Annotated in this window: 22 protein-coding genes; 5 read left to right on the forward strand and 17 right to left on the reverse strand. The window is 72.7% G+C overall.

Annotated features, from left to right (window positions below; all coding sequences use genetic code 11):
- Positions 1–16: 16 nt before the first annotated feature.
- From ABIA33_RS15410 to ABIA33_RS15425, 4 genes are all read right to left on the reverse strand, one after another.
- A complete protein-coding gene (locus tag ABIA33_RS15410) occupies positions 17–280 on the reverse strand; it encodes a hypothetical protein (RefSeq protein ID WP_370081685.1) in 264 nt (87 codons plus the stop codon).
- A complete protein-coding gene (locus ABIA33_RS15415; protein ID WP_370081687.1) occupies positions 258–599 on the reverse strand; it encodes an XRE family transcriptional regulator in 342 nt (113 codons plus the stop codon). The genes ABIA33_RS15410 and ABIA33_RS15415 overlap by 23 nt, the downstream gene beginning before the upstream one ends.
- Positions 596–979: a type II toxin-antitoxin system RelE/ParE family toxin gene (locus tag ABIA33_RS15420; protein ID WP_370081689.1), complete on the reverse strand. Its 384-nt coding sequence runs from the start codon at positions 977–979 to the stop codon at positions 596–598. Before ABIA33_RS15420 ends, ABIA33_RS15415 begins: the two co-directional genes overlap by 4 nt.
- 70 nt (positions 980–1,049) lie before the next feature.
- Positions 1,050–2,147, reverse strand: coding sequence for a PLP-dependent cysteine synthase family protein (locus tag ABIA33_RS15425; RefSeq protein WP_370081691.1), 1,098 nt, complete (start codon positions 2,145–2,147; stop codon positions 1,050–1,052).
- 306 nt (positions 2,148–2,453) lie between these two features.
- Here ABIA33_RS15425 and ABIA33_RS15430 point away from each other — a divergent pair, with 306 nt between their 5' ends.
- Positions 2,454–3,131: an ATP-binding protein gene (locus tag ABIA33_RS15430; protein WP_370081693.1), complete on the forward strand. Its 678-nt coding sequence runs from the start codon at positions 2,454–2,456 to the stop codon at positions 3,129–3,131.
- 63 nt (positions 3,132–3,194) lie between these two features.
- On the opposite strand, the gene ABIA33_RS15435 is transcribed toward ABIA33_RS15430, so the two are convergent.
- The 4 genes from ABIA33_RS15435 to ABIA33_RS15450 form a co-directional block, all read right to left on the reverse strand.
- Positions 3,195–5,795 (reverse strand): ABC transporter permease, encoded by a 2,601-nt coding sequence (locus ABIA33_RS15435; RefSeq protein ID WP_370081695.1) that lies wholly within the window; start codon positions 5,793–5,795, stop codon positions 3,195–3,197.
- On the reverse strand, positions 5,792–6,535 hold the full coding sequence (locus tag ABIA33_RS15440) for an ABC transporter ATP-binding protein (protein ID WP_370081697.1): 744 nt from the start codon (positions 6,533–6,535) through the stop codon (positions 5,792–5,794). Before ABIA33_RS15440 ends, ABIA33_RS15435 begins: the two co-directional genes overlap by 4 nt.
- On the reverse strand, positions 6,532–6,879 hold the full coding sequence (locus ABIA33_RS15445; RefSeq protein WP_370081699.1) for an SHOCT domain-containing protein: 348 nt from the start codon (positions 6,877–6,879) through the stop codon (positions 6,532–6,534). The genes ABIA33_RS15440 and ABIA33_RS15445 overlap by 4 nt, the downstream gene beginning before the upstream one ends.
- A 218-nt stretch (positions 6,880–7,097) precedes the next feature.
- Positions 7,098–8,300 (reverse strand): ROK family protein, encoded by a 1,203-nt coding sequence (locus tag ABIA33_RS15450; protein WP_370081701.1) that lies wholly within the window; start codon positions 8,298–8,300, stop codon positions 7,098–7,100.
- Between the two features lie 17 nt (positions 8,301–8,317).
- Here ABIA33_RS15450 and ABIA33_RS15455 point away from each other — a divergent pair, with 17 nt between their 5' ends.
- Positions 8,318–9,568, forward strand: coding sequence for an MFS transporter (locus tag ABIA33_RS15455; RefSeq protein ID WP_370081703.1), 1,251 nt, complete (start codon positions 8,318–8,320; stop codon positions 9,566–9,568).
- Between the two features lie 87 nt (positions 9,569–9,655).
- On the opposite strand, the gene ABIA33_RS15460 is transcribed toward ABIA33_RS15455, so the two are convergent.
- The 5 genes from ABIA33_RS15460 to ABIA33_RS15480 all read right to left on the reverse strand — a co-directional run bounded on the left by ABIA33_RS15460 (position 9,656) and on the right by ABIA33_RS15480 (position 14,795).
- Positions 9,656–10,447, reverse strand: coding sequence for a DapH/DapD/GlmU-related protein (locus ABIA33_RS15460; protein ID WP_370081705.1), 792 nt, complete (start codon positions 10,445–10,447; stop codon positions 9,656–9,658).
- 112 nt (positions 10,448–10,559) lie between these two features.
- Positions 10,560–11,072 carry an NUDIX hydrolase gene (locus ABIA33_RS15465; protein WP_370081707.1) on the reverse strand — a complete coding sequence of 171 codons (513 nt, stop codon included), beginning with the start codon at positions 11,070–11,072 and terminating at the stop codon, positions 10,560–10,562.
- Positions 11,073–11,108: 36 nt separating this feature from the next.
- Positions 11,109–11,870 carry an enoyl-CoA hydratase family protein gene (locus tag ABIA33_RS15470; protein ID WP_370081709.1) on the reverse strand — a complete coding sequence of 254 codons (762 nt, stop codon included), beginning with the start codon at positions 11,868–11,870 and terminating at the stop codon, positions 11,109–11,111.
- Positions 11,871–12,246: 376 nt separating this feature from the next.
- Positions 12,247–13,902, reverse strand: a complete 1,656-nt coding sequence (locus ABIA33_RS15475) for an ABC transporter permease (RefSeq protein WP_370081711.1) — start codon at positions 13,900–13,902, stop codon at positions 12,247–12,249.
- The gene (locus tag ABIA33_RS15480; RefSeq protein ID WP_370081713.1) at positions 13,899–14,795 is read right to left on the reverse strand and encodes an ATP-binding cassette domain-containing protein; all 897 of its coding nucleotides are present in this window, start codon (positions 14,793–14,795) and stop codon (positions 13,899–13,901) included. The genes ABIA33_RS15475 and ABIA33_RS15480 overlap by 4 nt, the downstream gene beginning before the upstream one ends.
- 75 nt (positions 14,796–14,870) lie before the next feature.
- On the opposite strand from ABIA33_RS15480, the gene ABIA33_RS15485 reads away from it, so the two are divergent.
- Positions 14,871–15,464, forward strand: a complete 594-nt coding sequence (locus tag ABIA33_RS15485) for a GbsR/MarR family transcriptional regulator (RefSeq protein WP_370081715.1) — start codon at positions 14,871–14,873, stop codon at positions 15,462–15,464.
- Here the strand turns inward: ABIA33_RS15485 and ABIA33_RS15490 are convergent.
- From ABIA33_RS15490 to ABIA33_RS15505, 4 genes are all read right to left on the reverse strand, one after another.
- Positions 15,432–16,097, reverse strand: a complete 666-nt coding sequence (locus ABIA33_RS15490) for a response regulator (RefSeq protein WP_370081717.1) — start codon at positions 16,095–16,097, stop codon at positions 15,432–15,434. The genes ABIA33_RS15485 and ABIA33_RS15490 overlap by 33 nt on opposite strands.
- The gene (locus tag ABIA33_RS15495; protein ID WP_370081719.1) at positions 16,094–17,269 is read right to left on the reverse strand and encodes a sensor histidine kinase; all 1,176 of its coding nucleotides are present in this window, start codon (positions 17,267–17,269) and stop codon (positions 16,094–16,096) included. Before ABIA33_RS15495 ends, ABIA33_RS15490 begins: the two co-directional genes overlap by 4 nt.
- A 98-nt stretch (positions 17,270–17,367) precedes the next feature.
- A complete protein-coding gene (locus tag ABIA33_RS15500; protein WP_370082048.1) occupies positions 17,368–18,573 on the reverse strand; it encodes a geranylgeranyl reductase family protein in 1,206 nt (401 codons plus the stop codon).
- Between the two features lie 76 nt (positions 18,574–18,649).
- Positions 18,650–19,471, reverse strand: a complete 822-nt coding sequence (locus ABIA33_RS15505) for a DUF4184 family protein (RefSeq protein WP_370081721.1) — start codon at positions 19,469–19,471, stop codon at positions 18,650–18,652.
- Between the two features lie 125 nt (positions 19,472–19,596).
- Between ABIA33_RS15505 and ABIA33_RS15510 the strand changes: the two genes are divergently transcribed.
- Positions 19,597–20,133 carry a DUF1990 family protein gene (locus ABIA33_RS15510; RefSeq protein WP_370082050.1) on the forward strand — a complete coding sequence of 179 codons (537 nt, stop codon included), beginning with the start codon at positions 19,597–19,599 and terminating at the stop codon, positions 20,131–20,133.
- Positions 20,134–20,286: 153 nt separating this feature from the next.
- Positions 20,287–21,399 carry a glycosyltransferase family 2 protein gene (locus tag ABIA33_RS15515; protein WP_370081723.1) on the forward strand — a complete coding sequence of 371 codons (1,113 nt, stop codon included), beginning with the start codon at positions 20,287–20,289 and terminating at the stop codon, positions 21,397–21,399.
- The last annotated feature ends 39 nt before the right edge of the window (positions 21,400–21,438 follow it).

The raw sequence follows: 21,438 nt of genomic DNA on the forward strand, positions 1-21,438 counted from the left end.
CGGAGGATCGGAGCTGTCAGCACCGGTCCAGCAGTGCCTGCGCGATGGCCGTCTGGACCGGTGGCAGCGTGGTCCCGCCGTCCTCGACAACCCACAGGGCGTTCAGCAGCACACGGCCGACACAGGTGTCGTCGCTCAGGGGCAGGACGTCCCGTGGAAGGTCCCGCTCGGCAACAATGCCGTCCAGCTCCGCAGCGAGGAGCTCGAACGCCGAGTCCTGATCGGTGTGACGGGTCAGTAACTCGTAGGAACCCCCGTCAGCCGAGGACGAGAGACTCATCGCCGAACTCCGCCACGATCTTCAGCTTGCCGCCAAGAGCACGAACGTACGCAGCCAAGGTCTCCACCTCGCTGCGCTCCAACTCACCCCGTTCGATCCGGGAGACACGTGCCTGAGTTATCCCCATCTCACGCGCCAGTTGGACCTGGGTCACATGTTGCCGCTTGCGAACCTCCGCCAGCCTGTGCGCGCGGGCCTCGGCGATCATACGATCCGCGCCATGCTGAATTCGCTCCTCTTCCGCAGGAGTGAAACCGAGGTCGTTCTTCAAATCCCGCCAAGACCTGGCTTGCGGATCCTTCAGATGGTCAATAGTCATGGCCTGTCTCCCCTCTCGCCCTGCTCGACGCGCTTCAGGTGTTGCTCGTACGCCTGCTCTGCCTGCGCGATCGCAGAGCGATACCAACCACTCCAGTTCCTCGACTTGTCCCCGCCAACGAGGAAGACCGCCTGCCGCTTCGGGTCGAAGATGAAGAGTAATCGCACCTCACTCGCGCCCGAGGAGCCAGGCCTCAACTCTTTGAGATTCGCCAGCGACGATCCCTGAACCGTGTCGACGAGAGGGCGTCCCAGACCCGGACCTTCACGCTCAAGCGCGGTGATCGCCTGGCTGATCCTCTCCAGCGTCAAGCGATCGCTTCGACGCAGTTCATGGAGCCAGGACAGCGCCGGTTCCACCACAATGATCTCCCAGCCCATCGCGGGGCCACCTTTCGCAATACAACATGTGTAGCATACGCCATGAGTGTTGTATTGAACCAAGGAGAGGTCAGCCTTTCCATGCGCCGGTGGCGAGGAAGTGGTCCAGGGCGGCGGCGTAAGGGGCGATGTCGAGGCCCTGGGCGGCGAGCCAGGTGTCGGAGTAGTACTTGTCGAGGTAGCGGTCGCCGGGGTCGCAGATGAGAGTGACCACGCTGCCGCGCTTTCCGGCGGCGAGCATCTCGGAGACGATCTTGAGGGAGCTCCACAGGCCGGTTCCGGTGGAGCCGCCGGCCTTGCGGCCGATCGCCACGTCGAGGGCGCGGACCGCGGCGACGGAGGCGGCGTCGGGGACCTTCATCATCCGGTCGATCGCGCCGGGCACGAAGCTGGGCTCCATCCGGGGTCGGCCGATGCCCTCGATCCGGGAGCCGCGCTCGCAGGTGACGGTGGGATCGCCGGTGACCCAGCCGTCGAAGAAGCAGGAGTTCTCCGGGTCCGCGACGCAGATCAGGGTGTCGGCCTGGGTGTAGTGGACGTAGCGGGCCAGGGTGGCCGAGGTGCCGCCGGTGCCCGCGGTGGCCACGATCCAGGCGGGGACGGGATAGCGCTCCAGCCGCAGCTGGGCGTAGATCGACTCGGCGATGTTGTTGTTGCCGCGCCAGTCCGTCGCCCGTTCGGCGTAGGTGAACTGGTCCATGTAGTGGCCGCCGGACTCCTCGGCGAGCCGGGCCGAGACTTCGTACAGCGTCCGGGTGTCGTCGACCAGGTGGCAGCTGCCGCCCTGGGCCTCGATCAGGCTGATCTTCTCGCAACTGGTGGTACGCGGCATGACCGCGATGAAAGGGACCCCGATCAGCTTGGCGAAGTACGCCTCGGAGACCGCCGTGGACCCGCTGGATGCCTCCACCACCGGCCTTGCGGGCCGCACCCAGCCGTTGCACAGGGCGTACAGGAAGAGCGAGCGCGCGAGGCGGTGCTTGAGGCTGCCGGTCGGGTGGGTGGACTCGTCCTTGAGGTAGAGGTCGATCCCCCAGTCCTCCGGAAGCGGGAAGCGCAGCAGATGCGTGTCGGCTGAGCGGTTGGCGTCCGCCTGGACCTTGCGGACCGCCTCCTTCAACCAGGCCCGGTACTCGGGGTCGGTGCGGTCCACGTCCACGGTTCTCATTCGTGCTGCTGCTTTCTTGCCGGTAATTCCTTGCCGAAGGCCTGTGCAGCGCATCGTAACCGTCGGCCATTCCCTGTAAATCCTTGGAATATGCCATACGGGGGCGCATGTTCCGCAACTGCCCGTGCCTGAACGGTTACGCTCCGGCTGCACAACGTGCAGCATGGACCCGGGTCGCCCGCGCGTTGCGGATGCTATCCAACGGGGCGATTCTGGACACGTCTCGGATCGTAGCCACGTGGTAACTCCGCGCAGTTTCCGATAGGGCGCGGAGTCTGTCTCCGGCCTAGCGGGAGGAGTTGGCGCGTGTTGGAGTCTCGTGTACAGCTGAGTCAAGAGGTTCAGCAGGATCAGGACCGGCAGTACGAGCTGCGGCTCACGGCGGAGCCCCAGCGGCTCGGCATCGTCCGCAGGATCGTCTCCGCCCACCTGCGCCACTGGAATCTGACGTACCTGGTGGACCCGGCGCTGCTGGGAGTCACCGAACTTATCGGCAACGTCCACCGCCATGTCGGCTCGCAGGCCGACTGCCTGCTCAGGATCAGCGCCGCCGACGGCTGCCTCCGCTGCGAGGTTCGCGACGGAAGCACCGCACTCCCCCGCCTGCTGAATCCCGACGAGGAGGACGACAGCGGACGCGGGCTGCACCTCGTGGCCGCCCTCAGCAAGGAGTGGGGAGCCGAGGTCGCGGACGACGGCAAGGTCGTCTGGTTCGCCCTCGAGACGACCCTGTGTCTCGCGGAGCGGGCCGGGAGACAACCGGAGCTGGTCGAACCCGCTCAGGTCGAACCCGATCGCGTCGAACCAGCACCGGTCGAAACCGGTCTGGTGGACCCTGACCTGGTGGACACGGGTCTGGTGGACGCTGACCTGGTGGACCCCGGCCGCCCGGCCGCGCCGCTGCGGATCGCACCGCTCGGCGCATGGTGGGCGGCCCCGCCCCAGGAGGAGCGGGGCCGGGTGCCGGTGCGGGCCCGGGCCTGACGGCCGGTCACCGCACCGCTCACGCAACCACACACTGCACGGCGAACTCACTACACCGCGAACTCACCGCAGCGCGATCGCGGTCAGCACCTCCAGCCGTGCGGCCCGGCGGGCCGGGCGCACGGCGGCGAGGGCCCCGGCGAACATCCCGGCCAGCAGCACCACCGTCAACTGCGGGACCGGCAGCGCGAACGAGGCCGTCCCGGCGCTGTCCGTGGCCCGAACCAGTGCCCAGCCCAGGAAGGCCCCGAGGCCCAGGCCCCCGGCCGTGCCGAAGGCCGCGACCAGTACCGACTCCCAGCGCACCATCGAGCGCAGTTGCGCCCTGGTCTGCCCGACCGCCCGCAGCAGCCCCAGCTCGCGGGTGCGCTCGTGCATCGCCAGGGTCAGCGTGTTGGCGATGCCGAGGAGTGCGATCAGGACCGCGAGCGCGAGCAGGGCGTAGACCACGGACAGCATCATGTCGATGCCCGAGGCCGCGGTGGTCGCGTACTCCGCGCGGTCCTGGACGGTGGGGCCGCCGTACGCGGCGACGGCCTGCTGCACGGCCGCCTTGCCGTCGGCGAGGGAGACGCCCGGCCTGAGGCTGACCGCGATCAGGGTGTCGGAGTCCTGGGTGCGGTGCGGGGCCCAGGTCTGCGGCGTGACCAGGTAGTCGCCGACGACTCCCGCGTCGGAGTAGACCGCGCGCACGGTCATCGACTGGTGTGCGCCGTCCGCGAAGGCCACCGGGACGCTGGTCCCCACCTGCCAGCCGTGCTGCGCGGCGACCGCCTGGGAGACGGCGATCCCCTCCGTGCCGAGTGAGCCGACGCTGCCTCGGGTGGAGCCCAGCTCGACCGTTCCGGCGAGCCGGGAGGGGTCGGTGACGTCGAGTTTGACGGCGTGTCCGGCGACGGTGGCAACGCCCGTGCCCAGCCCGACCACGTTGCGCACCTGGGGCAGCCCGGAGAGGGCGGGCACGATCTGCGGGCTGAGCCCGCTGCCGCCCGCGCCGAAGCTGGGTGCGGACACCGCGAGATCGCTGGCGAAGGACCGGCTGACCGTGTCGTTCAGGCCGGCCTTGATCGACGCGCCGAAGACCGTGAACAGGCTGACCACGGCGACGCCGACCATCAGCGCCGTCGCGGTCGCGGCGGTCCGGCGCGGATTGCGGGCCGCGTTGCGCCGGGCCAGGCCGCCGCTGACGCCGCGCATCCGGGGCAGCGGCGCGCCGAGCGTCCGCACGGCGAGACCCGCCGCGAGCGGGCCGAGGACGATCAGCGCGGCCAGCGAGAGGACCGAGCCGACGGCGGTCAGGGTGACCGACGGGCCCCCCGTCGCGCCGAGCACGGTGAGCGTCACGCCCGCGCAGGCCACGACGACGCCCAGGAGCGTGCGGCCCCGGCTGCTCCCGCCGGGCTCGACCGCGGTGTCGCGCATCGCGGCGAGCGGCGCGGTGCGGCCCGCCCGGATCGCGGGCAGCAGCGCGGAGCCGGTGGCGACGACCGTGCCGACCAGCAGCGGGACGACGACGGACGTGGCCGTGACCACCATTCCGCCGGTGGGCAGCGACCAACCCAGCGAGGAGAACAGGCCCTTGAGGGCGGTGGCGACGCCGATCCCGCCGAGCAGCCCCGCAAGCGAGGCCGTCAGCCCCACCGCGACGGCCTCGGCGAGCGTGGCGCCGAGGATCTGGCGGCGGGACGCGCCCAGGGCCCGCAGCAGCGCGTTCTCCCTGGTCCGCTGGGCGACGACGATGGCGAAGGTGTTGTGGATGGTGAAGGTCGCCACCAGGAGCGCGATCCCGGCGAAGACCAGCAGCAGCGTGGTGAAGATGCTGAGGAAGCCGGTCGAGACGTTTGCCGTGTCCTCCTTGGTGGCCTGGGCGCCGGTGACGGCCTCGTCCTGGCTGGGCAGCACGCCGGCGATCCGGCGGACCAGCTGGTCCTGGGTCACCCCCGGGGCGGCCTTCACCTGGATGGTGCTGGCCTCGCCCGGCTTGGGAACCAGGTAGCGCTGCGCGTCGGCGAGAGTCAGTCCGGTGAAGGTGCTCGGGCCCATGCCATCGGCGGTGCTGCCGAAGGTGGCGATGCCGACGATGGTGACCCGCACCGGGCCGGGTGTGCGCAGCAGGGTGGTGTCGCCGAGCTTGAGGCCGCCTGACTTGGCCGCGCCCCGGTTGATCACGGCCTCACCGGGGGCCTGCGGGGCGCGGCCCTGGACCAGGCGGTAGGGGTTGAGGGCGGGATCGGTGATCCAGTTCCCGGCCAGCGTGGGCGGGCCCATGCCGCCCACCGGCTTGCCGTTGCTGCCGACGAGCTGGCCCTCGCCCCGGACGGCGGGGGCGGCGTCGGCGACGCCGGGCAGCCCGGCGATGCGCTGCGCGAGGGAGGCGTCGATCGGGGCGCGGACGCCGCCGGCCCCGCCGCCCGCCGCGATCACGTTCGCGCTGCGGACGACGGCGTCGGTGCCGGCGTTGGCGTTGGTGAACAGGGAGCTGAAGTTGGCGCGCAGGGTGTCGCCGAGGACCATCGTCCCGGCGAGGAAGGAGACGCCGAGGAGCACGGCGAGAAAGGTCCCGGCGAGCCGCCGCTTGTGGGCGCGCAGGCCGCGCAGGCTGAGTCGCAGAGCCGGGACCAGTGTCGGGCCGACGCGGGAGCCGGAATTCGAGGCCGTGCTCATGGTCGGCTCCCCACGGGCACGGGCCGCTCGAACGCCTTCATCCGCTCCAGCACCAGATCGGCGGTCGGTGCGGCCATCGTGTCGACAAGTCGTCCGTCCGCGAGGAACAGCACCTCGTCGGCGTGACCGGCCGCGCGCGGGTCATGGGTGACCATGACCACGGCCCGGCCCAGGTCCTGACTGGCCGTCCGCAGCAGGCCGAGCACCTCGCCGCCGCTGCGCGAGTCCAGGTTGCCGGTCGGCTCGTCGGCGAAGACCACCTCGGGACGGGCAGCCAGGGCGCGGGCCACGGCCACTCGCTGCTGCTGGCCTCCCGACAGCTCGGAGGGGCGGTGCAGCAGCCGGTCGCCGAGGCCGACGACGTCGATCATGGCGTCGATCCAGTCCTGGTCGATCACCGCACCCGCCAGGTCGAGCGGGAGGGTGATGTTCTCCAGCACGGTCAGCGTCGGCACCAGGTTGAACGCCTGGAAGACGAACCCGATCCGCTCGCGGCGCAGCAGTGTGAGCCGTCGGTCGTTCAGGGTGGCAAGCTCCTGGTCGCCGACCCAGGCGGAGCCCGCGGTGAGGGTGTCGAGGCCGGCGGCGCAGTGCATCAGCGTGGACTTGCCGGACCCGGAGGGGCCCATGACGGCGGTGAAGCGGCCCGCCGGGAACTCGACCGTGACGTGGTCGAGCGCCCGGACCTGGGTGGGGCCGCTCCCGTAGATCTTGACGGCTTCCTCGACCCGGGCACTCATCGCTTCCCGTCCTGGGGGTCCACGGTGCCGGTGGCGGGGTTGATCACCGAGGTCAGCAGGTCGTAGCGCTCCCGGTACTCGAACTCGTCGATCTCGCCGTCGGCGTACCGGCGGTTGAGGGTCTCGATCGGCGACGGCGCGGGCCCCTGCCCGGTCGCCCTCGGTCCGGCCTGCGGGCCGTTCGGCGCCCACGGACCCCACGGCCCGCGTCCGCCGCGCCGCATCGCACCGCGGAAGACGACCCTCCGCAGGAAGAAGACGACGCCGATCCAGAACAGCGGGACCAGCACGATCCACGGCCCGGGGCCGCCGTGCCAACCGTCCGCCAGCAGAGTTGCGTTCATGATGGGCTCCTCGATTGCGCCGGCCGCGTCCATCGCGGCTCGCTATCGAGCATCGCCCCGGGCTGGGGCCCTGGTCGTCGTGCCCCGGCGGGCAGTTGGCCTGCTCCCGGGGGAGTACGCAGCGGCGCCGGGCCTACTTCCCCGCCGCCTTCCGCAGGCCTTCCGCGCGCCAACCGCCCGCCTTCCCTGCGCCCTTCTCCGCCCCGGAGAGCGCCACCTCACCCGCCGAGGACGCCCAGCGGGTCGGCCAGGACGGGGGCCCAGGCGAGCTCCGCCGCGCCCGCCAGTTCGGAGCGCTCCAGGACGGCCGGTGCGATCGGGATCTGACCGCTGCGCCCCCAGTACGAACGCTCGGCGACGACCCGGGCCAGGCGGTCGGGGGCGGCGACCAGCAGCGCGCTGTGGAAGGCGCCGAGGACGACCCGGTCCGGGTTGAGGATGTTGATCACCCCGGCGATGCCCAGGCCGAGCCGGTCGGTGACGTGCTCGACTGCGCCACGGGCGCGGGCGTCGCCTGCGGCGGCGTCGGCGAGGACGTCGCGGGTCTGGTCGAGCAGGGGGCGCGCGGGGTCGACCTCGCGCCCGGCGGCGGCGAGCAGCGCGGGCGGGTCTGCCTCGACGTCGAGGCAGCCCCGGTTGCCGCAGGGGCAGAGCCGACCGTCGGGATCCACCGTCAGCTGGCCGACCTCCAGGGCCAGGCCGGCGCTGCCGGTGTGCAATTTCCCCTCCACGACCAGGGCACCGCCGACGCCCCGGTGGCCCGAGGTGATGTAGAGCAGGTGGCGCGAGCCGCGCCCGGCACCGTGCCGGTGCTCGGCGAGGGCGGCGAGGTTGGCGTCATTCGCGACGTCCACGGCGACGGACAGACCGGCCGCTGCGACCTGCTGTTCGAGCAGGTCACCGACGGGCGTACCTGACGGCCAGTCAAGGTACATGGCGGCGACGGCGGTCCGGTCGGGCAGGGCGACCGGCGTGGGGACCGCGAGGCCGAGGCCGACGCAGCGGCGCGGGTCCGCGGCGATCAGCGCGGCAGCTTCGGTGACCACGGCGTGCAGCACCCGCTCCGGCGAGGCGGGGACCGGCAGGGGGAAGTCCCGGTGCGGGCCAAGGGCACCGCCGAGAGTGGCGAGGGCGACGGTGAAACCGTCGGCGTGGATCTGCGCGGCCAGGACGACCGGGCCCGACGGATCGACGGCGAGACGGTGCGAGGGCCTGCCGCGGGTTCCTCCGGCGGGCCTGGAGTCGACGGTGATCAGGTTCAGCGCCTCCAGCTCGCAGGTGACCGCGCCGGCGGTGGCGCGGGTGACGCCGAGCGCGCTGGTGAGCGCGGAGCGGGTCGGCGCGGCGCCGGTGTGGACGAGCTCGAGTGCGGGGCCGAGGGCCGCGCGGCCACGGTCGGCGCTTGTGTGAGTAGGCTGCACGCTTCTATTGTGACTTTGTGCCGCCAATAAACAAATCAGCCGTCAGTGTCGCCTCTCCCCCGCCGATATCGGAGTCCGCCTGGTCCCCCGCGCGGATCGCGCTCACCGCCTTCTTCGCCATGGACGGCTTCCTCTTCGCCGGATGGGTCGTCCGCATCCCCGCGATCAAGGCCGAGGTACACGCCTCCGCAGGTCAGTTGGGCCTCGCCCTGCTCTGTGTCTCTGCAGGGGCGGTCGCCGTGATGGCTCCGGTCAGCCGCCTCTGCCTCCGCTTCGGCAACCACCCGGTCACCGTCGCCGCGGCCGTCCTGCTCTGCGCCGCCGTGGCGCTGCCCGCCCAGGTCCACTCGGTGCTGGGGCTGGGCGGGGTACTGCTGCTGTTCGGTGCGGGATACGGCGCCGTGAACGTCGGCATCAACAGCGCGGCGGTGGACCTGGTCGCGGCGGCCGGACGCCCCGTCATGCCCGCGTTCCACGCCGCGTACAGCCTTGGCGGCCTGATCGGGGCCGGCCTCGGCGGGTTGCTGGCAACGGTGCTGACGCCCGCCCAGCACCTGGGCCTGATCGCGGTGTTCGGCCTGGCCGTCACCGCCGCCGCCGGACTGCCGCTGCTCCGGCACCGGGTGGTACCTCCGCAGGAGGTCGAGGCGGAGACGCCCAAACAGGCGACGCCGACCACGGCGACCCCAACCACGGCGACCCCGACCGCGGTGGTGCGCGGCCCGCTGCTGCTCGTCCTGCTGCTCGGCCTGGTCGCCCTCTGCGACGCGTACGGCGAGGGCGCGCTCGCCGACTGGGGCACCCTGCACCTCAGCGCCGACCTGCACGCCACGGCCTCGGTCGCCGCCGCCGGCTTCGCCGCGTACTCGCTCGCCATGACCACGGGACGCCTCGGCGGCACCCGACTGGTGGAGCGCTTCGGACCGACCCGGGTGCTGGTCACCGGTGCCGGCGTGGCCTGCGGCGGGATGCTGGTCGCGGCGCTCAGCCCCTGGCTGCCGCTGGCGCTCGCCGGGTTTCTGCTGGTCGGGCTGGGCCTGGCCAACATCTTCCCGCTGGCGATCGACCGCGCGGGCGCGCTGAACGGACCGAAGGGCGTGGCCACCGCGTCCATGCTCGGCTACGGCGGCATGGTGCTCGGGCCGCCGATCATCGGCTTCCTCGCCCAGGGGGTGGGGCTGCCGAGCGCGCTGCTGTCGGTGGCGCTGCTCGCCGGGCTCGCTGGGGTCGCCGCACTGGCTGTGCAGCGGGCGGCGGACCGGACGTGATCCGCGCGCGACTCAGCCGACCGGGACACCGCTGCCCGAGACTGAGCCGACCGCGACTCAGCCGACCGGGACTCAGCCGACCGGGACTCAGCCGACCGGGTCGGCGTCCTCAGCGGTCTGCGGGTGGACCTGGTCCTTCGGCGGCCGCAGATCCCAGCCGATCAGGGCGACCAACTGCTCGTGGGTGATGCCCTCGGGCACGGGCTTGGGGGCGACCGTCCGGATCGGCGGCTGCCAGCCCTCGACCGGGGTGTAGCGGCGGACCACCCGGGCAGGTGCGCCCGCGACCACACTGTGGTCGGGCACGACGCCTCGGACGACGGCGTTCGCGGCGACCACGACGTTACGGCCGATGGTCGCCCCGGGCAGGATCACCGCGCCCGTACCGATCCAGCTCCCCGAGCCGATCGACACGGCCTCGTTGCGCGGCCACTGCTTGCCGATAGGCAGGTTCGGGTCGTCGTACGAGTGGTTCTCGTCGGTGATGTAGACACCCGGTCCGGTCCACACGTCGTCGCCCAGGGTGATCGAGTGATGGCCCACGACGTGGCTGTCCCGGCCGATGACGCAGCCGTTGCCGATCCGCACGATCGGCTCGGGGCCCAGATCCAGGCCCGGCAGGAAGCCGGCCGACATCGACACGCCCTCGCCGATGATGCAGTGGGTGCCGAGCGTGATCCACCGCTCGTTGAACACCGCCCCGAGCGGGAAGGTCAGCCGGGTGCACTCGCCGATCGCCCCGAAGCGCAGCCGACCCGGCCGCTCGGCGCTGACCGAGCCGGCCTCCTGCACCCACTGCCAGCCCCGGTGGACCAGCGTCGTCGCAGCCCGGCGGGCGTGGGCCCGCGCTGCGGCGCGTATCTTCTCGGCGAACGGCATGCGGACACGGTAACCGGAACCGGCTCGCTTGATCCTCCCGGGGTTACCCGCGGGTCAGCTCGAGAACTGTCGGCCCGGCGAACCCGCCGGCGAACCCACCCCGGCGAAAGCGTCAGGCGAACAGCGACGCGTGCAGTGGCAGCCAGGCCGCCTTCGGGCAGACCAGCGGCACCTGGGACCGCTCCACCCAGCTCGCCGCGCCGCACTCCGACTCGGGGTGCGGCGCGGTCGGCAACCCCCGGCGGTCCAGCCGCACGGCGTGGAAGGCCATGAACGCCCGTGCCGGGTACGGGTAGTCGGCGGGCGGAGTGCCGAGCAGGGTGATCTGCTGGCCGCCCACCAGCGCCACCTGCTCCGGCCGCACGTCGAGGCCGGTCTCCTCGGCCAGCTCCCGCACCGCCGCGTCGAGCGGTGACTCGCCCTCGTCCAGGTGCCCGCCGGGGACCTCCCAGCCACGGCCCGGCAGGTCCACCCGGGTCAGCAGGGTCCGGTCGTCGGCGTCGACGGCCAGGGCGAAGGCGGTGGTGACGGTGTACCCCTCGGGCAGCTCGGAGGTCCGCAGTACGTCCATCCGGTGCGGCGGGCTGATCCAGGGGACGGTCAGGGTGGAGAGCACGGTCGGCATGACCGTATCCTCCCAGAGCTTCCATTTCCCGTGTGGCTACGCCCAGTTGGGCGGGCGGCGCTCCAGGAAGGCGAGCATGCCCTCGCGAGCCTCGGGCGAGCCGAAGAGCAGTGCCGACTGCGCCACCATCGACTCGCCGTCGCGCTCAAAGGTGCGCAGCACGTCTGCGGTGACCAGGCGCTTGGTCTCGGCGAGGCCCTGCGGGGAGGCCAGCCGCAGCGCGTCGAGCACCGGCTCCAGCGCGGCGGCGGTGTCGTCCGCGGCCTCGCTGAGCAGACCGATGCGCTGGGCCTCCGCCGCGTCGAAGACCGATCCGGTGAGGTACCAGCGGGAGGCGCCGCGCGGGTCGAGGCGGGGCAGCAGCGCCAGCGAGATCGCGGCGGGCGCCAGGCCGAGGCGTACCTCGGTGAAGGCGAAGGTGGCCTTGGGGCCTGCCAGGGCCAGGTCGCAGGCGCCGAGCAGGCCGAGGCCGCCTGCCCGGACGTGCCCGTCCACCTGGGCGATGACCGGCTTGGGCAGTTCGACGATGGCCCGCATGGTGGCGACCAGACGGCGCGGGTTGGCGGTCGGGTCGCCGGAGGTGGCCTCGGAGAGGTCCGCGCCGGCGCAGAAGGTGCCGCCGGTGTGGGTGAGGACGACGGCGCGGACGGCGGGGTCCTTCGCCGCCTCGGCGAGTCCCTGCTCCAGTTCAGCGACCAGCGTGGAGGAGAGCGCGTTGCGGTTGCGCGGCGAGTCCAGGGTGAGGGTGGCGACGGCCCGGTCCACTCGGTAGTGGACCAGTGGCTCGGTACCGGTCATGGGTGGTGATCCTTCCGTGGTGGCTCGGCAGGCTGCTGCGTGACGTTACTACCAGGTCGGGCCCGGCGCTCGCCCCGGGGGGATCTTGTCCGGACCGAGCGGGACCTCGGCGAGCGGGATCCGGGCGGGCGGGACCCGGGCGGGCGGGGTCCAGGCGCGCGGGGTCCAGGCGCGCGGGATCGGGGCGCGCGGGACCTGGGCCGGCGGGACCTGGGCGCGCCGGGCCTCGGCGAGCGGGACCCGGGCGCGAGGGACCTGGGCGGGCGGGACCCGGGCGCGAGGGACCCGGGCGAGCGGGTCAGCCGGCCGGAGCCACGTCGTGCTGCCGCCCCCGGGCCAGCTCGGTGACTGGCCGTCCAGCGCGCCCGATGGGGCGTCAGCCCAGGTCGCGCCGTCGCAGACCGGCGAGTCCGGCGGCGGCGAGGGCGGCGGCGAGGACCGTCAGCCAGAGCAGCGGCTCGACGGTGAAGGCGGAGCCCGGGAGCCTAGGGACGTGGGTGAACGGGGAGAGGTCGAGCAGCCACTGTCCCGCATGCACGACAGGGCCGAGGTACGCGATCAGCAGCAGCCCGCCGAGGACGCCCCAGGCCGCCGAGGTCCTGCTCGGCAGCAGTCCGACGACCGCGACAGCCGTCGCAGCCATGAACCACACGGCCGGAAGCTGCACCAGCGCGCCGCCCAGCAGGTCGGTGGTCCGGCCGCCGACGTCGCCCAGCACCGCGCCCGCCGCCACTCCGGTCCCGAGACCGCCGGCGAGCAGCAGCAGTGCCGATCCCGCCAGCGGGTACGCGAGGTGGCTGCCCGCCCAACGGAGCCGGGACACAGCGGTGGCCAGCAACGGTTCGGCGCGCCCGCCGGTCTCCTCGCCACGCAGCCGCAACACGGCCTGCACCGCGTAGACGGCGGCGACCATGCCGAGCAGGTTGGTCATGGTGGCGAGGTAGGAGTCGACCAGGACCTGCTGCCCGCCCATCCGCCGGATGATCTGCTCCAGCTGGGCGTTGCCCTGAAGGAGGCTCAGCACACCGTTGGCGAGGCTGCCGAAGACCGCTCCGGCGATCAGGAAGCCGAGGCTCCAGCCGATGAGCGAGCCCCGCTGGAGCCGCCAGGCCAGGGCGGCGGGGCTGCGCAGCCAGGCGGCGCCGACAGCGGGTCCCGGGCGCTGCGGCAGCAGCCCCGCGCCGAGGTCCCGCCGTCCGACCAGCACGTACGCGGCGGCGGTGAGCCCGGCGGCACAGCCGAGGGCGAGGGCCACGACCCACCAGCGGTCGCCGCCGTAGGCGCGGACCTGTTCGGTCCAGCCGAGCGGTGACAGCCAGACCAGCCAGCCGGGTCCGTTCGACCCCGCCGCGTCCCCCGCGGCCCGCACCACGAACGCGAGGCCGAGCAGCGCGCCGCACAGGCCGTTCGCTGCGCGTCCGGTCTCGGCCAGTTGGGCGGCGACGGCGGCGGTGCCGGTGAACACCAGACCGGCGGCGCCGAGCGAGACGCCGAAGGCGATCGAGCCCGACGCCCGCTCGCCGAGCGCGATCAGGATGACCGGGATGAGCACCGCGACCAGGACGTTGCCGAGTACGGCGGTGCCCACCGCGGCGGTGAGCGGCGCGCGGCGGCCGACGGCCCCGGCGCCGACCAGCTCCAGCCGTCCGGCCTCCTCCTCGGCCCTGCTGTGCCGCACCACGAGCAGGAAGCTCATCAGCGCGACGACGACCCCGCCGAAGGCGCCCATCCGCCAGGCCGTCAGGCCGCCGATGCTGCTGCCGTCGTGGACCGGCCCGTAGAGGGCGCGCAGCGAACTGCTGGTGTTGATACTGGCCGCGAACTGCTCACGGGCGGCGGTGCTCGGGTAGAGCTTCCTGAAGCTGACGGCGGTGGCGGCGACGGAGCCGATCGCCGCGTACACCCAGACCGGGAGCATGACCTTGTCGCGGCGCAGCGCCAGCCGCAGCAGGACACCGAGGCCGGACAGCGACCCCGCCCGGGACGCGGACCTGGGTCCGGACACCGGCACGGTCGTGGACAGAGCGGTCACTGCTCCGCTCCCTGCGGTTCGTAGTGGCGCAGGAACAATTCCTCGAGCGTTGGCGGACGGCTCGTCAGCGTCCGTACGCCGGCCGCGGTAAGGGCCCGGAGCAGGCCGTCGAGCCGGTCGGTGTCGACCTGGCAGCGCAGCCGGGTGCCGTCCAGGTCGACGTCGTGCAGGCCCGGCAGCTCGGCCAGACCCTGCGGCGCGCCGGCGAGTTCGGCCTCGATCGAGGTACGGGTGAGATGGCGCAGCTCGGTGAGGGTCCCGGTCTCCACGGTGCGGCCGGAACGGATGATGCTTACCCGGTCGCACAAGGCCTCGACCTCGCTGAGGATGTGGCTGGACAGCAGCACGGTCCGGCCGCGCTCCCGCTCCTCGGCGACGCAGGCCCGGAACACCTCCTCCATCAGCGGGTCCAGGCCGGAGGTAGGCTCGTCCATGATCAGCAGTTCGACGTCGGAGGCGAGGGCCGCGACCAGGGCGACCTTCTGCCGGTTGCCCTTGGAGTAGGCGCGGCCCTTCTTGGTCGGGTCGAGTTCAAAGCGCTCCAGCAGGGCGGCACGGCGTTTGGCGTCGACGCCTCCGCGCAGCCGTCCGAGCAGGTCGATGACCTCTCCGCCGGAGAGGTTGCGCCACAGGGTGACGTCACCGGGGACATAGGCGAGCCGGCGGTGCAGGGCCACCGAGTCGCGCCAGGGGTCGCCGTCGAGCAGCCGGGCCTCGCCGGAGTCGGCGCGGATCAGCCCGAGGAGCACCCGGATGGTGGTGGACTTCCCCGAGCCGTTGGGCCCGAGGAAGCCGTGTACCTCGCCCTGGGTGACGGACAGGTCGAGTCCGTCGAGGGCGCGCGTCCGGCCGAAGGTCTTCACCAGGCCGGACGCGGAGATGGCCGTTGTCATAGATCCGACGCTACACTTGTTTCACAAATCCGTGAAGATAATGAATTCTGTGGAGCCCAAGATAGGCTGGCCGGCATGAGCGCAGCGCGATCCGTCCCCGACCGCGACCCCGGTTTCGGCCCCGAAGCCGACCTCGGAACCGACTCCGGAAGCGGCTCGAACCCGGACCCCGAGGCGTTGCGTGCCTTCATCGAGCGCTTCACCACCGTGCTGTGCGACTCCGGCTTCCCACCGATGCCGGCCCGCGTCTTCGTCGCCCTCCTCGCTACCGACAGCGGCCGCCTCACCGCCGCCGAACTGGGCGAGCTGCTGCAGATCAGCCCGGCCGCTGTGTCCGGCGCCGTGCGCTACCTGATGCAGCTCAACCTGGTCAGCCGCGAGCGCGAACCGGGCTCGCGCCGCGACCGCTACCGGGTCTACAACGACATCTGGTACGAGGCCGCGCTGCGCCGCGACCAGGTGCTGGTGCGCTGGGAGACGAGCCTGGCCGAGGGCATCTCGGTGCTCGGCGCGGACAGCCCGGCCGGTGTCAGGCTGGTCGAGTCGCTCGCCTTCTTCGCCTTCATCCGCGAGGAGCTGCCGCTGCTGCTGGAGCGCTGGCACCAGGTTCGCGCCGCGCTCCCCGCCGACGGTGCGTCAGCCCAGCCAGCCGGGCCGGACCAGGCCTGACTCGTAGGCCAGCACCACCAACTGCGCCCGGTCCCGCGCACCCAGCTTCACCATCGCCCGGCTGACATGTGTCTTCGCCGTCAGCGGGCTGACCACGAGGCGGCCGGCGATCTCGTCGTTGGACAGGCCGAGCCCGACCAGCGCCACCACCTCTCGCTCACGGTCCGTCAGCCGGGCCAGCGGCGCGGACTGCTCGGGCTCCTTGGACCTGGCGGCAAACTCCGAGATCAGCCGACGGGTCACCCCCGGCGACAGCAGCCCGTCGCCCGCGTGGACCGCGCGCACGGCCCGTACCAGCTCCGCCGGTTCGGTGTCCTTGACCAGGAAGCCGGCGGCGCCGGCACGCAGCGCCTCGAAGACGTACTCGTCGAGCTCGAACGTCGTCAGCACGACGACCTTCGCGGCCGCGAGTGACGGGTCGTCGGAGATCATCCGGGTGGCCGCGAGCCCGTCCAGCTGCGGCATCCGGATGTCCATCAGCACTACGTCCGGCCGCAGTTCGCGGGCGAGGCGGACGGCGGCGACGCCGTCGTCCGCCTCGCCGACCACCTCGACGTCGGGCTGCGCGTCGAGCAGCGAGCGGAACCCGGCGCGGACCAGGACCTGGTCGTCGGCGAGCAGGACGCGGATCATCGGACCTCCTCGGAGGCGTCAGTGGTGAGCGGTAGGTCGGCCCGGACCCGGAAGCCCGCACCGTGCGGCTGCGCCGTGACGCCGCCGCCGAGTGCGGCGACGCGCTCCCGCATCCCGGTCAGCCCGCTGCCGGAACCGCCGGCGCGCGGGCCGCCGGTCGCCGAGACCGGGCCCGGGTCGCGTACCTCGAGCGTCAGCACCGACGGGTCGTAGGTCACCTCCACCTCGGCGGTGCGCGCGGAGGAGTGCCGGATGACGTTCGTCAGCGCCTCCTGGACGATCCGGAACGCCGCCAGCTCGACGCCCTGCGGCAGCGGCCTGGGTGCGCCCTGCGTCCGGAGCGTGACCGCGAGCCCCGCCGCGCGGGCCTGGTCGACCAGCTCCCCCAGCCGGTCCAGACCCGGTGCGGGAGCACGGGGTGCGTCCCGGCCCGGCGTCCGCAGCGTGCCCAGCACCTGGCGCACCTCGCCGAGGGCCTCCTTGCTGGTCTGCTTGATCGTGGTCAGCGCGGTGCGGGCCTGCTCCGGGTCCCCGTCCAGCAGTTCGAGGGCGACGCCCGCCTGAATGTTGATCAGCGAAATGCTGTGCGCGAGGACGTCGTGCAACTCGCGGGCGATCGCGAGGCGCTGCTCGTCCGCGACCCGCTGCTCGCGCTCGGCCCGGACCTGGCGGCGCTGCTCGCGCTGCTCGATCCTGGTGCGGATCACCTCGGCGGCGAGAACCACCAGCAGCAGCCAGGCCAGCATGCCCAGTTCCTGGGCCCAGGCCAGCTTGCCGGTCGCCAGCGAGGCAGCGAGGTGCGCCAGGTAGAGGCCGCCCACGGACGCCCACGCCGCCTTGCGGTGGCCGGTCAGAACGGCGCTGACGAAGCCGACGACCACGCTCACGAAGATCGGTCCGTAGGGGTAGCCCACGAGCAGGTAGGCCACCGCCACCGCGGTGGTCCCGACGCACACGGCCACCGGCCACCGGGTCCGGAACAGCAGGAACGCCGGGCCGAGCAGCAGCAGAACGTAGCCGAGGAGGTCCAGGGCCTGGTGGCCGTGCTGGTTGTGCTGCGCGGCACGGGTGCCGACGACCTGGATCACGGCGATGCCGACGGCGGCCATCACCGCAGCCCGCGCGGGCAGCGGGCCGCTGCCGCGCTGCCGACGGGCTCCGGTGGAAGTCATACCGGCACCGTAGGTCACCGCGGGCCCCGGGCGCGTCAGCCCGGCGGGGTCGGCCCGGCTACTTCCCCGGTAGTACTCCGTGGCGAGCCCGCACGGGCCTACCCTCGGGTCAGCAGGTCGATGGTCTGGCGTCCCAGCCCGTGCTCGCGGCTGAGTCCGGCGAAGGTGGTGTGCCCCTGGGTGACCCGGGCGAAAGCCTTCCAGGCGGGCCGCATGCCGACGGCCGCGAGGTGGAACGCCTGCGGGCGGTGCTCGAACGCGGTCATCAGCTTGCGGCCGATCCGCATCTCGACACCGAGGCCGGCCTTGATCGCGAAGGCGTAGTTGAGGGCCTGGCGGCGCACGTCGGTGGCGTCGTCGGCGGCGGCGATCCTCACCGCCCACTCGCCGGCGAGCCGGCCGGAGCGCAGCGCGTAGGAGATGCCCTCGCGGGTCCACGGCTCCAGCAGCCCGGCGGCGTCGCCCGCGACCAGCACCCGGCCCTTGGACAGCGGCGAGTCCTCGGCGCGGCAGCGGGTGAGGTGGCCGGACTCGATGGAGGGTGTGAAACCGGACAGGCCCAGCCGGGAGATGAAGTCCTTGAGGTAGGCGCGGGTGTCGGCGCCCTGGCCCCGGGCGGCGATGACGCCCACGGTGAGGCTGTCACCCTTGGGGAAGACCCAGCCGTAGGAGCCTGGGACCTTGCCGCCCCAGTCCAGCAGGACCCGACCGGCCCAGTCCTCGGCGACGCTGGGCGGCACCGGGATCTCCGCCTCCAGACCGAGGTCGACCTGGTCGAAGCTGACGCCCACGTGCGCACCGATCCGTCCGGCGCTGCCGTCAGCGCCGACCACGGCCCGGGCCCGGACGGTGCGGCCGTCCTGGAGGGTGAGCACCGCGCCCTGCTCCTCCGACTCCGCCGACTCCCGCACTCCCGTGACGGTGACTCCGGTCGCCAGCACGGCGCCCGCCTTCTCTGCGCACTGGACCAGGCGCTGGTCGAACTCGTCCCGGTTGACCAGCCCGAACAGCATCTTCTTGGAACGGCGGGTGCGCTGGAACTTCCCGTCCAGGGCGAAGGTGATGGCGTGGACGCGGTCCTTGAGCGGCAGCACGAACCCGGGCGGCAGCGCGTCGCGGGAGGGGCCGATGATGCCGCCGCCGCAGGTCTTGTATCGGGGCGGGGCCGCCTTGTCGAGCAGCAGGACGCGCAGCCCTTCGCCGGTGGAGGCCGCCGCGTAGGCGGCGGAGGCACCGGCCGGTCCGGCGCCGACGACCACGACGTCCCACACCCCGCTCAACTCGTCGGGGCTCAACTCGTCGATGAACGGGGGCTGGTCGCCGCTGGGGCCCTGGGTCTGCGTCACGCTTCCTCATATTAGAGGGCAGTGCCCTGGCCAATCACGTACCGGGGGGCCGACTGGCCGTCACCCGCATCGCCAGCGCGTACGCGGTCGCCCCGACCGCGGCCCCGGTGCCCGCGCCGAAGGAGGCGATGGCGACCAGGTCGGAGAGGGTGGGACGGGCGTGCAGCCGCGGCACCTCGCGTGCCGCGCGGTGGGCCGCGCCCAGCACGGCGCTCGCCGCGAGGAACGCCGTCGCCCGCCTTCTGACTGCGGGTCGGAGGGCGATCCTGCGCGGCTCCGTGGTCGGTTGGCGGCCCAGCGCCTGCCGTCCCAGCGCCCGACGCCCGGCGACCGCGAGGACGCCCAGGCCGGCGGCGGACGTCCCCCACTGCAGCGCCTGGTGGACCGGCATTCCGGCGACCTCGCGCCGCAGTGCCGGGAACGCGCGCACCCCGGCCCGCCCGTGGTGCGTGAAGGAGTCCCAGCCGACGTGGGTGAGCGCGCCGAGCGTGGCGGAGGCGGTGAACCAGGCCGCGTCGTAGGCGTCCCGCTGGTCCGGCTTGCGGAGCGGCGCGGTGAGGGCTTCGGCGCGGTCCGCCCAGGGGTCGGGCAGCAGGGCGACCAGCGGTTCCCGCAGCAGCCCGTGCCAGCTCGCGACCAGACCGGCGGCGATGGCCACGTCCACCGTCGGGAGCGCCCACGGGCGGTGTGCGACGCGGCCGAAGCCGAAGGCGCCGGGAAGCAGGCTCTCCACGAAGAACGGCACGTCGGGCGCGAGCGATCCGGCGACCAGCGCGGAGGCGATCAACGGCCCGCGCCCTCTCCCCTCGTGGAGGAAGGGGAGAACGGCGGCCGCGTGGCTGAGGGTGAAGGGCACGGGACAATCCTGCCGGGTCGGGCGGACGGTGGCACGATAATCCTTCGTCCAAGGTGCCAGGCAGGCGTATGAGCAGGGGCACATCCGTCCGAATGAGGGGGGCCTGTTTGATGAGTGACTTCTTGATGAGTGACTTCAGCTATCCCGAAGTCGGCGCGACCCGCGAGCCCGGCCCGCTGCCCTCGGGCTACACGCACCTGCGGCACCGCACCCGCCTCGGCGACGGCGCGGCGGCGTTCGTGGCGGCCGCGGAGGCCGTGCTGACCTGGCGGATGCACCGAGCCGCCGGAGTCGGGCTCACCGCAGAGGCCGAGCGGGCCGCCCCCGGCGTGCGGGTGCGGGTGGTGCTGGGCCTCGGCCCGCTCGGCGTGACCGCGCCCTGCGCAGTGGTCTGGACGGTCGAGGAGCCCAGCCGGGCCGGATTCGGCTACGGAACCCTGCGAGGCCATCCGGAGTGCGGCGAGGAGTCCTTCCTCGTGGAGCTCGCCGACGACGCGTCGGTCTGGTTCACCGTCACCGCCTTCAGCCGCCCCGCCCGCTGGTACACCCGCGCCGCCGGACCACTGGTGCCGTTGTTCCAGCGCCTGTACGCCCGCCGCTGCGGCCAGGTCCTGCGCAGGCTGGCCGCCGCGGCGGGGCAGGGGAGGGGACTGAACGGATGACTGTTCGCCTCTGGTCCACCTGCACGACACCGGTCGGCTGGGTGCGAGTCGGGCCGGACGCTAGGATCTGACCTGTGCACTCTCTGCCCGGTCACTCTCGGTAACGGGCCAGAGGCCGGTCGCACGCCCCTGATCGAAAGGCCCGCCCAGCCGATGGCCCCCCGCCTCTCCGTCGTCGTCCCGATATACAACGTCGAGCGCTACCTCGAGGAGTGCCTCGACTCGATTGCCGCGCAGACGTTCGGTGATTTCGAGTGCGTCATGGTCGACGACGGCTCGACCGACGGCAGTGCGGCCATCGCCGAGGCGTACGCCGCGAAGGACCCGCGGTTCCGGCTGGTCCAGCAGGAGAACAAGGGCCTCGGGGCGGCCCGCAACACCGGCTGGCGGAACCTCGCCGAGGGCACCGAGTACCTGGCCTTCGTGGACAGCGACGACACTCTGCCGCCCGGCGCGTACGAGCTGATGGTGAGCACCCTGGACCAGACCGGGTCGGACTTCGCGGCAGGCAACGCGCTGCGCTTCCGCGCTGCCGGGTACTACCAGTCCCACGGCCACAGCAAGCCGTTCAAGGAGACCCGGCTCAAGACCCATGTGACCGAGATCCCCTCGCTGGTCACCGACCGCACCGCGTGGAACAAGGTCTACCGCCGCAGCTTCTTCGACAGCGCCGGCATTCTCTACCCGGAGGGCATCCTGTACGAGGACGCCCCGGTCAGCGTGCCGCACCACTACCTGGCAACCAGCGTGGACGTCATCTCCGAGCCGATCTACCACTGGCGCGTGCGCGAGCTCGGCGAGGTGTCGATCACGCAGCGGAAGACCGACCCCAGGGGCCTGATCGACCGCGTCCGCTCGATCGAACTGGTCCGCGCGTGGCTGCTCGCCCGCCCCGAGCCCACGTTCGCCGAGTACCTGCGCTCCTACGACAGGAACACCCTGGTCGAGGAACTCCCGATGTTCTTCTGGTCGGTGCCGGACGGCGACCGGGCGTTCCGCGAGGCCTACCAGCAGCACGTCAGCCGGCTGCTGCGGGCGATCGACCCCGAGCAGATCCGCCAGCTCCGCGCCCCGTTGCGGGTCAAGTACCAGCTGACCCTGGCGAACCGGATGGACGAGTTCGTCGCCCTGCAGCGGCTGCACCGGCTGTACCGGCGTCGGCCCCGGTTGCGCTCGCGACGGGCGGCGGGTCCGCAGATGATCAGTCCGGACGCGCTCACGGCTGTTCCGCAGGCAACCGCGACGTCCGCCCCTCCCGCGGCGTAGTTCCCGGTCCGCGCAGTTCCCGGTCCGGGCAGACCAGGG

The sequence above is a fragment of the Streptacidiphilus sp. MAP12-16 genome (genome assembly GCF_041262165.1).
GTDB lineage: Bacteria > Actinomycetota > Actinomycetes > Streptomycetales > Streptomycetaceae > Streptacidiphilus.

Bases quoted from the DNA above. Each gene is read 5' to 3' on its own strand.
- ABIA33_RS15480 (WP_370081713.1), bottom strand. From the start codon at position 14,795: ATGACAACGGCCATCTCCGCGTCCGGCCTGGTGAAGACCTTCGGCCGG.
- ABIA33_RS15440 (WP_370081697.1), bottom strand. From the start codon at position 6,535: ATGAGTGCCCGGGTCGAGGAAGCCGTCAAGATCTACGGGAGCGGCCCC.
- ABIA33_RS15485 (WP_370081715.1), top strand. From the start codon at position 14,871: ATGAGCGCAGCGCGATCCGTCCCCGACCGCGACCCCGGTTTCGGCCCC.
- ABIA33_RS15460 (WP_370081705.1), bottom strand. From the start codon at position 10,447: ATGCCGTTCGCCGAGAAGATACGCGCCGCAGCGCGGGCCCACGCCCGC.
- ABIA33_RS15470 (WP_370081709.1), bottom strand. From the start codon at position 11,870: ATGACCGGTACCGAGCCACTGGTCCACTACCGAGTGGACCGGGCCGTC.
- ABIA33_RS15420 (WP_370081689.1), bottom strand. From the start codon at position 979: ATGGGCTGGGAGATCATTGTGGTGGAACCGGCGCTGTCCTGGCTCCAT.
- ABIA33_RS15465 (WP_370081707.1), bottom strand. From the start codon at position 11,072: ATGCCGACCGTGCTCTCCACCCTGACCGTCCCCTGGATCAGCCCGCCG.
- ABIA33_RS15445 (WP_370081699.1), bottom strand. From the start codon at position 6,879: ATGAACGCAACTCTGCTGGCGGACGGTTGGCACGGCGGCCCCGGGCCG.
- ABIA33_RS15515 (WP_370081723.1), top strand. From the start codon at position 20,287: ATGGCCCCCCGCCTCTCCGTCGTCGTCCCGATATACAACGTCGAGCGC.
- ABIA33_RS15435 (WP_370081695.1), bottom strand. From the start codon at position 5,795: ATGAGCACGGCCTCGAATTCCGGCTCCCGCGTCGGCCCGACACTGGTC.
- ABIA33_RS15415 (WP_370081687.1), bottom strand. From the start codon at position 599: ATGACTATTGACCATCTGAAGGATCCGCAAGCCAGGTCTTGGCGGGAT.
- ABIA33_RS15425 (WP_370081691.1), bottom strand. From the start codon at position 2,147: ATGAGAACCGTGGACGTGGACCGCACCGACCCCGAGTACCGGGCCTGG.
- ABIA33_RS15510 (WP_370082050.1), top strand. From the start codon at position 19,597: ATGAGTGACTTCAGCTATCCCGAAGTCGGCGCGACCCGCGAGCCCGGC.
- ABIA33_RS15490 (WP_370081717.1), bottom strand. From the start codon at position 16,097: ATGATCCGCGTCCTGCTCGCCGACGACCAGGTCCTGGTCCGCGCCGGG.
- ABIA33_RS15495 (WP_370081719.1), bottom strand. From the start codon at position 17,269: ATGACTTCCACCGGAGCCCGTCGGCAGCGCGGCAGCGGCCCGCTGCCC.
- ABIA33_RS15410 (WP_370081685.1), bottom strand. From the start codon at position 280: ATGAGTCTCTCGTCCTCGGCTGACGGGGGTTCCTACGAGTTACTGACC.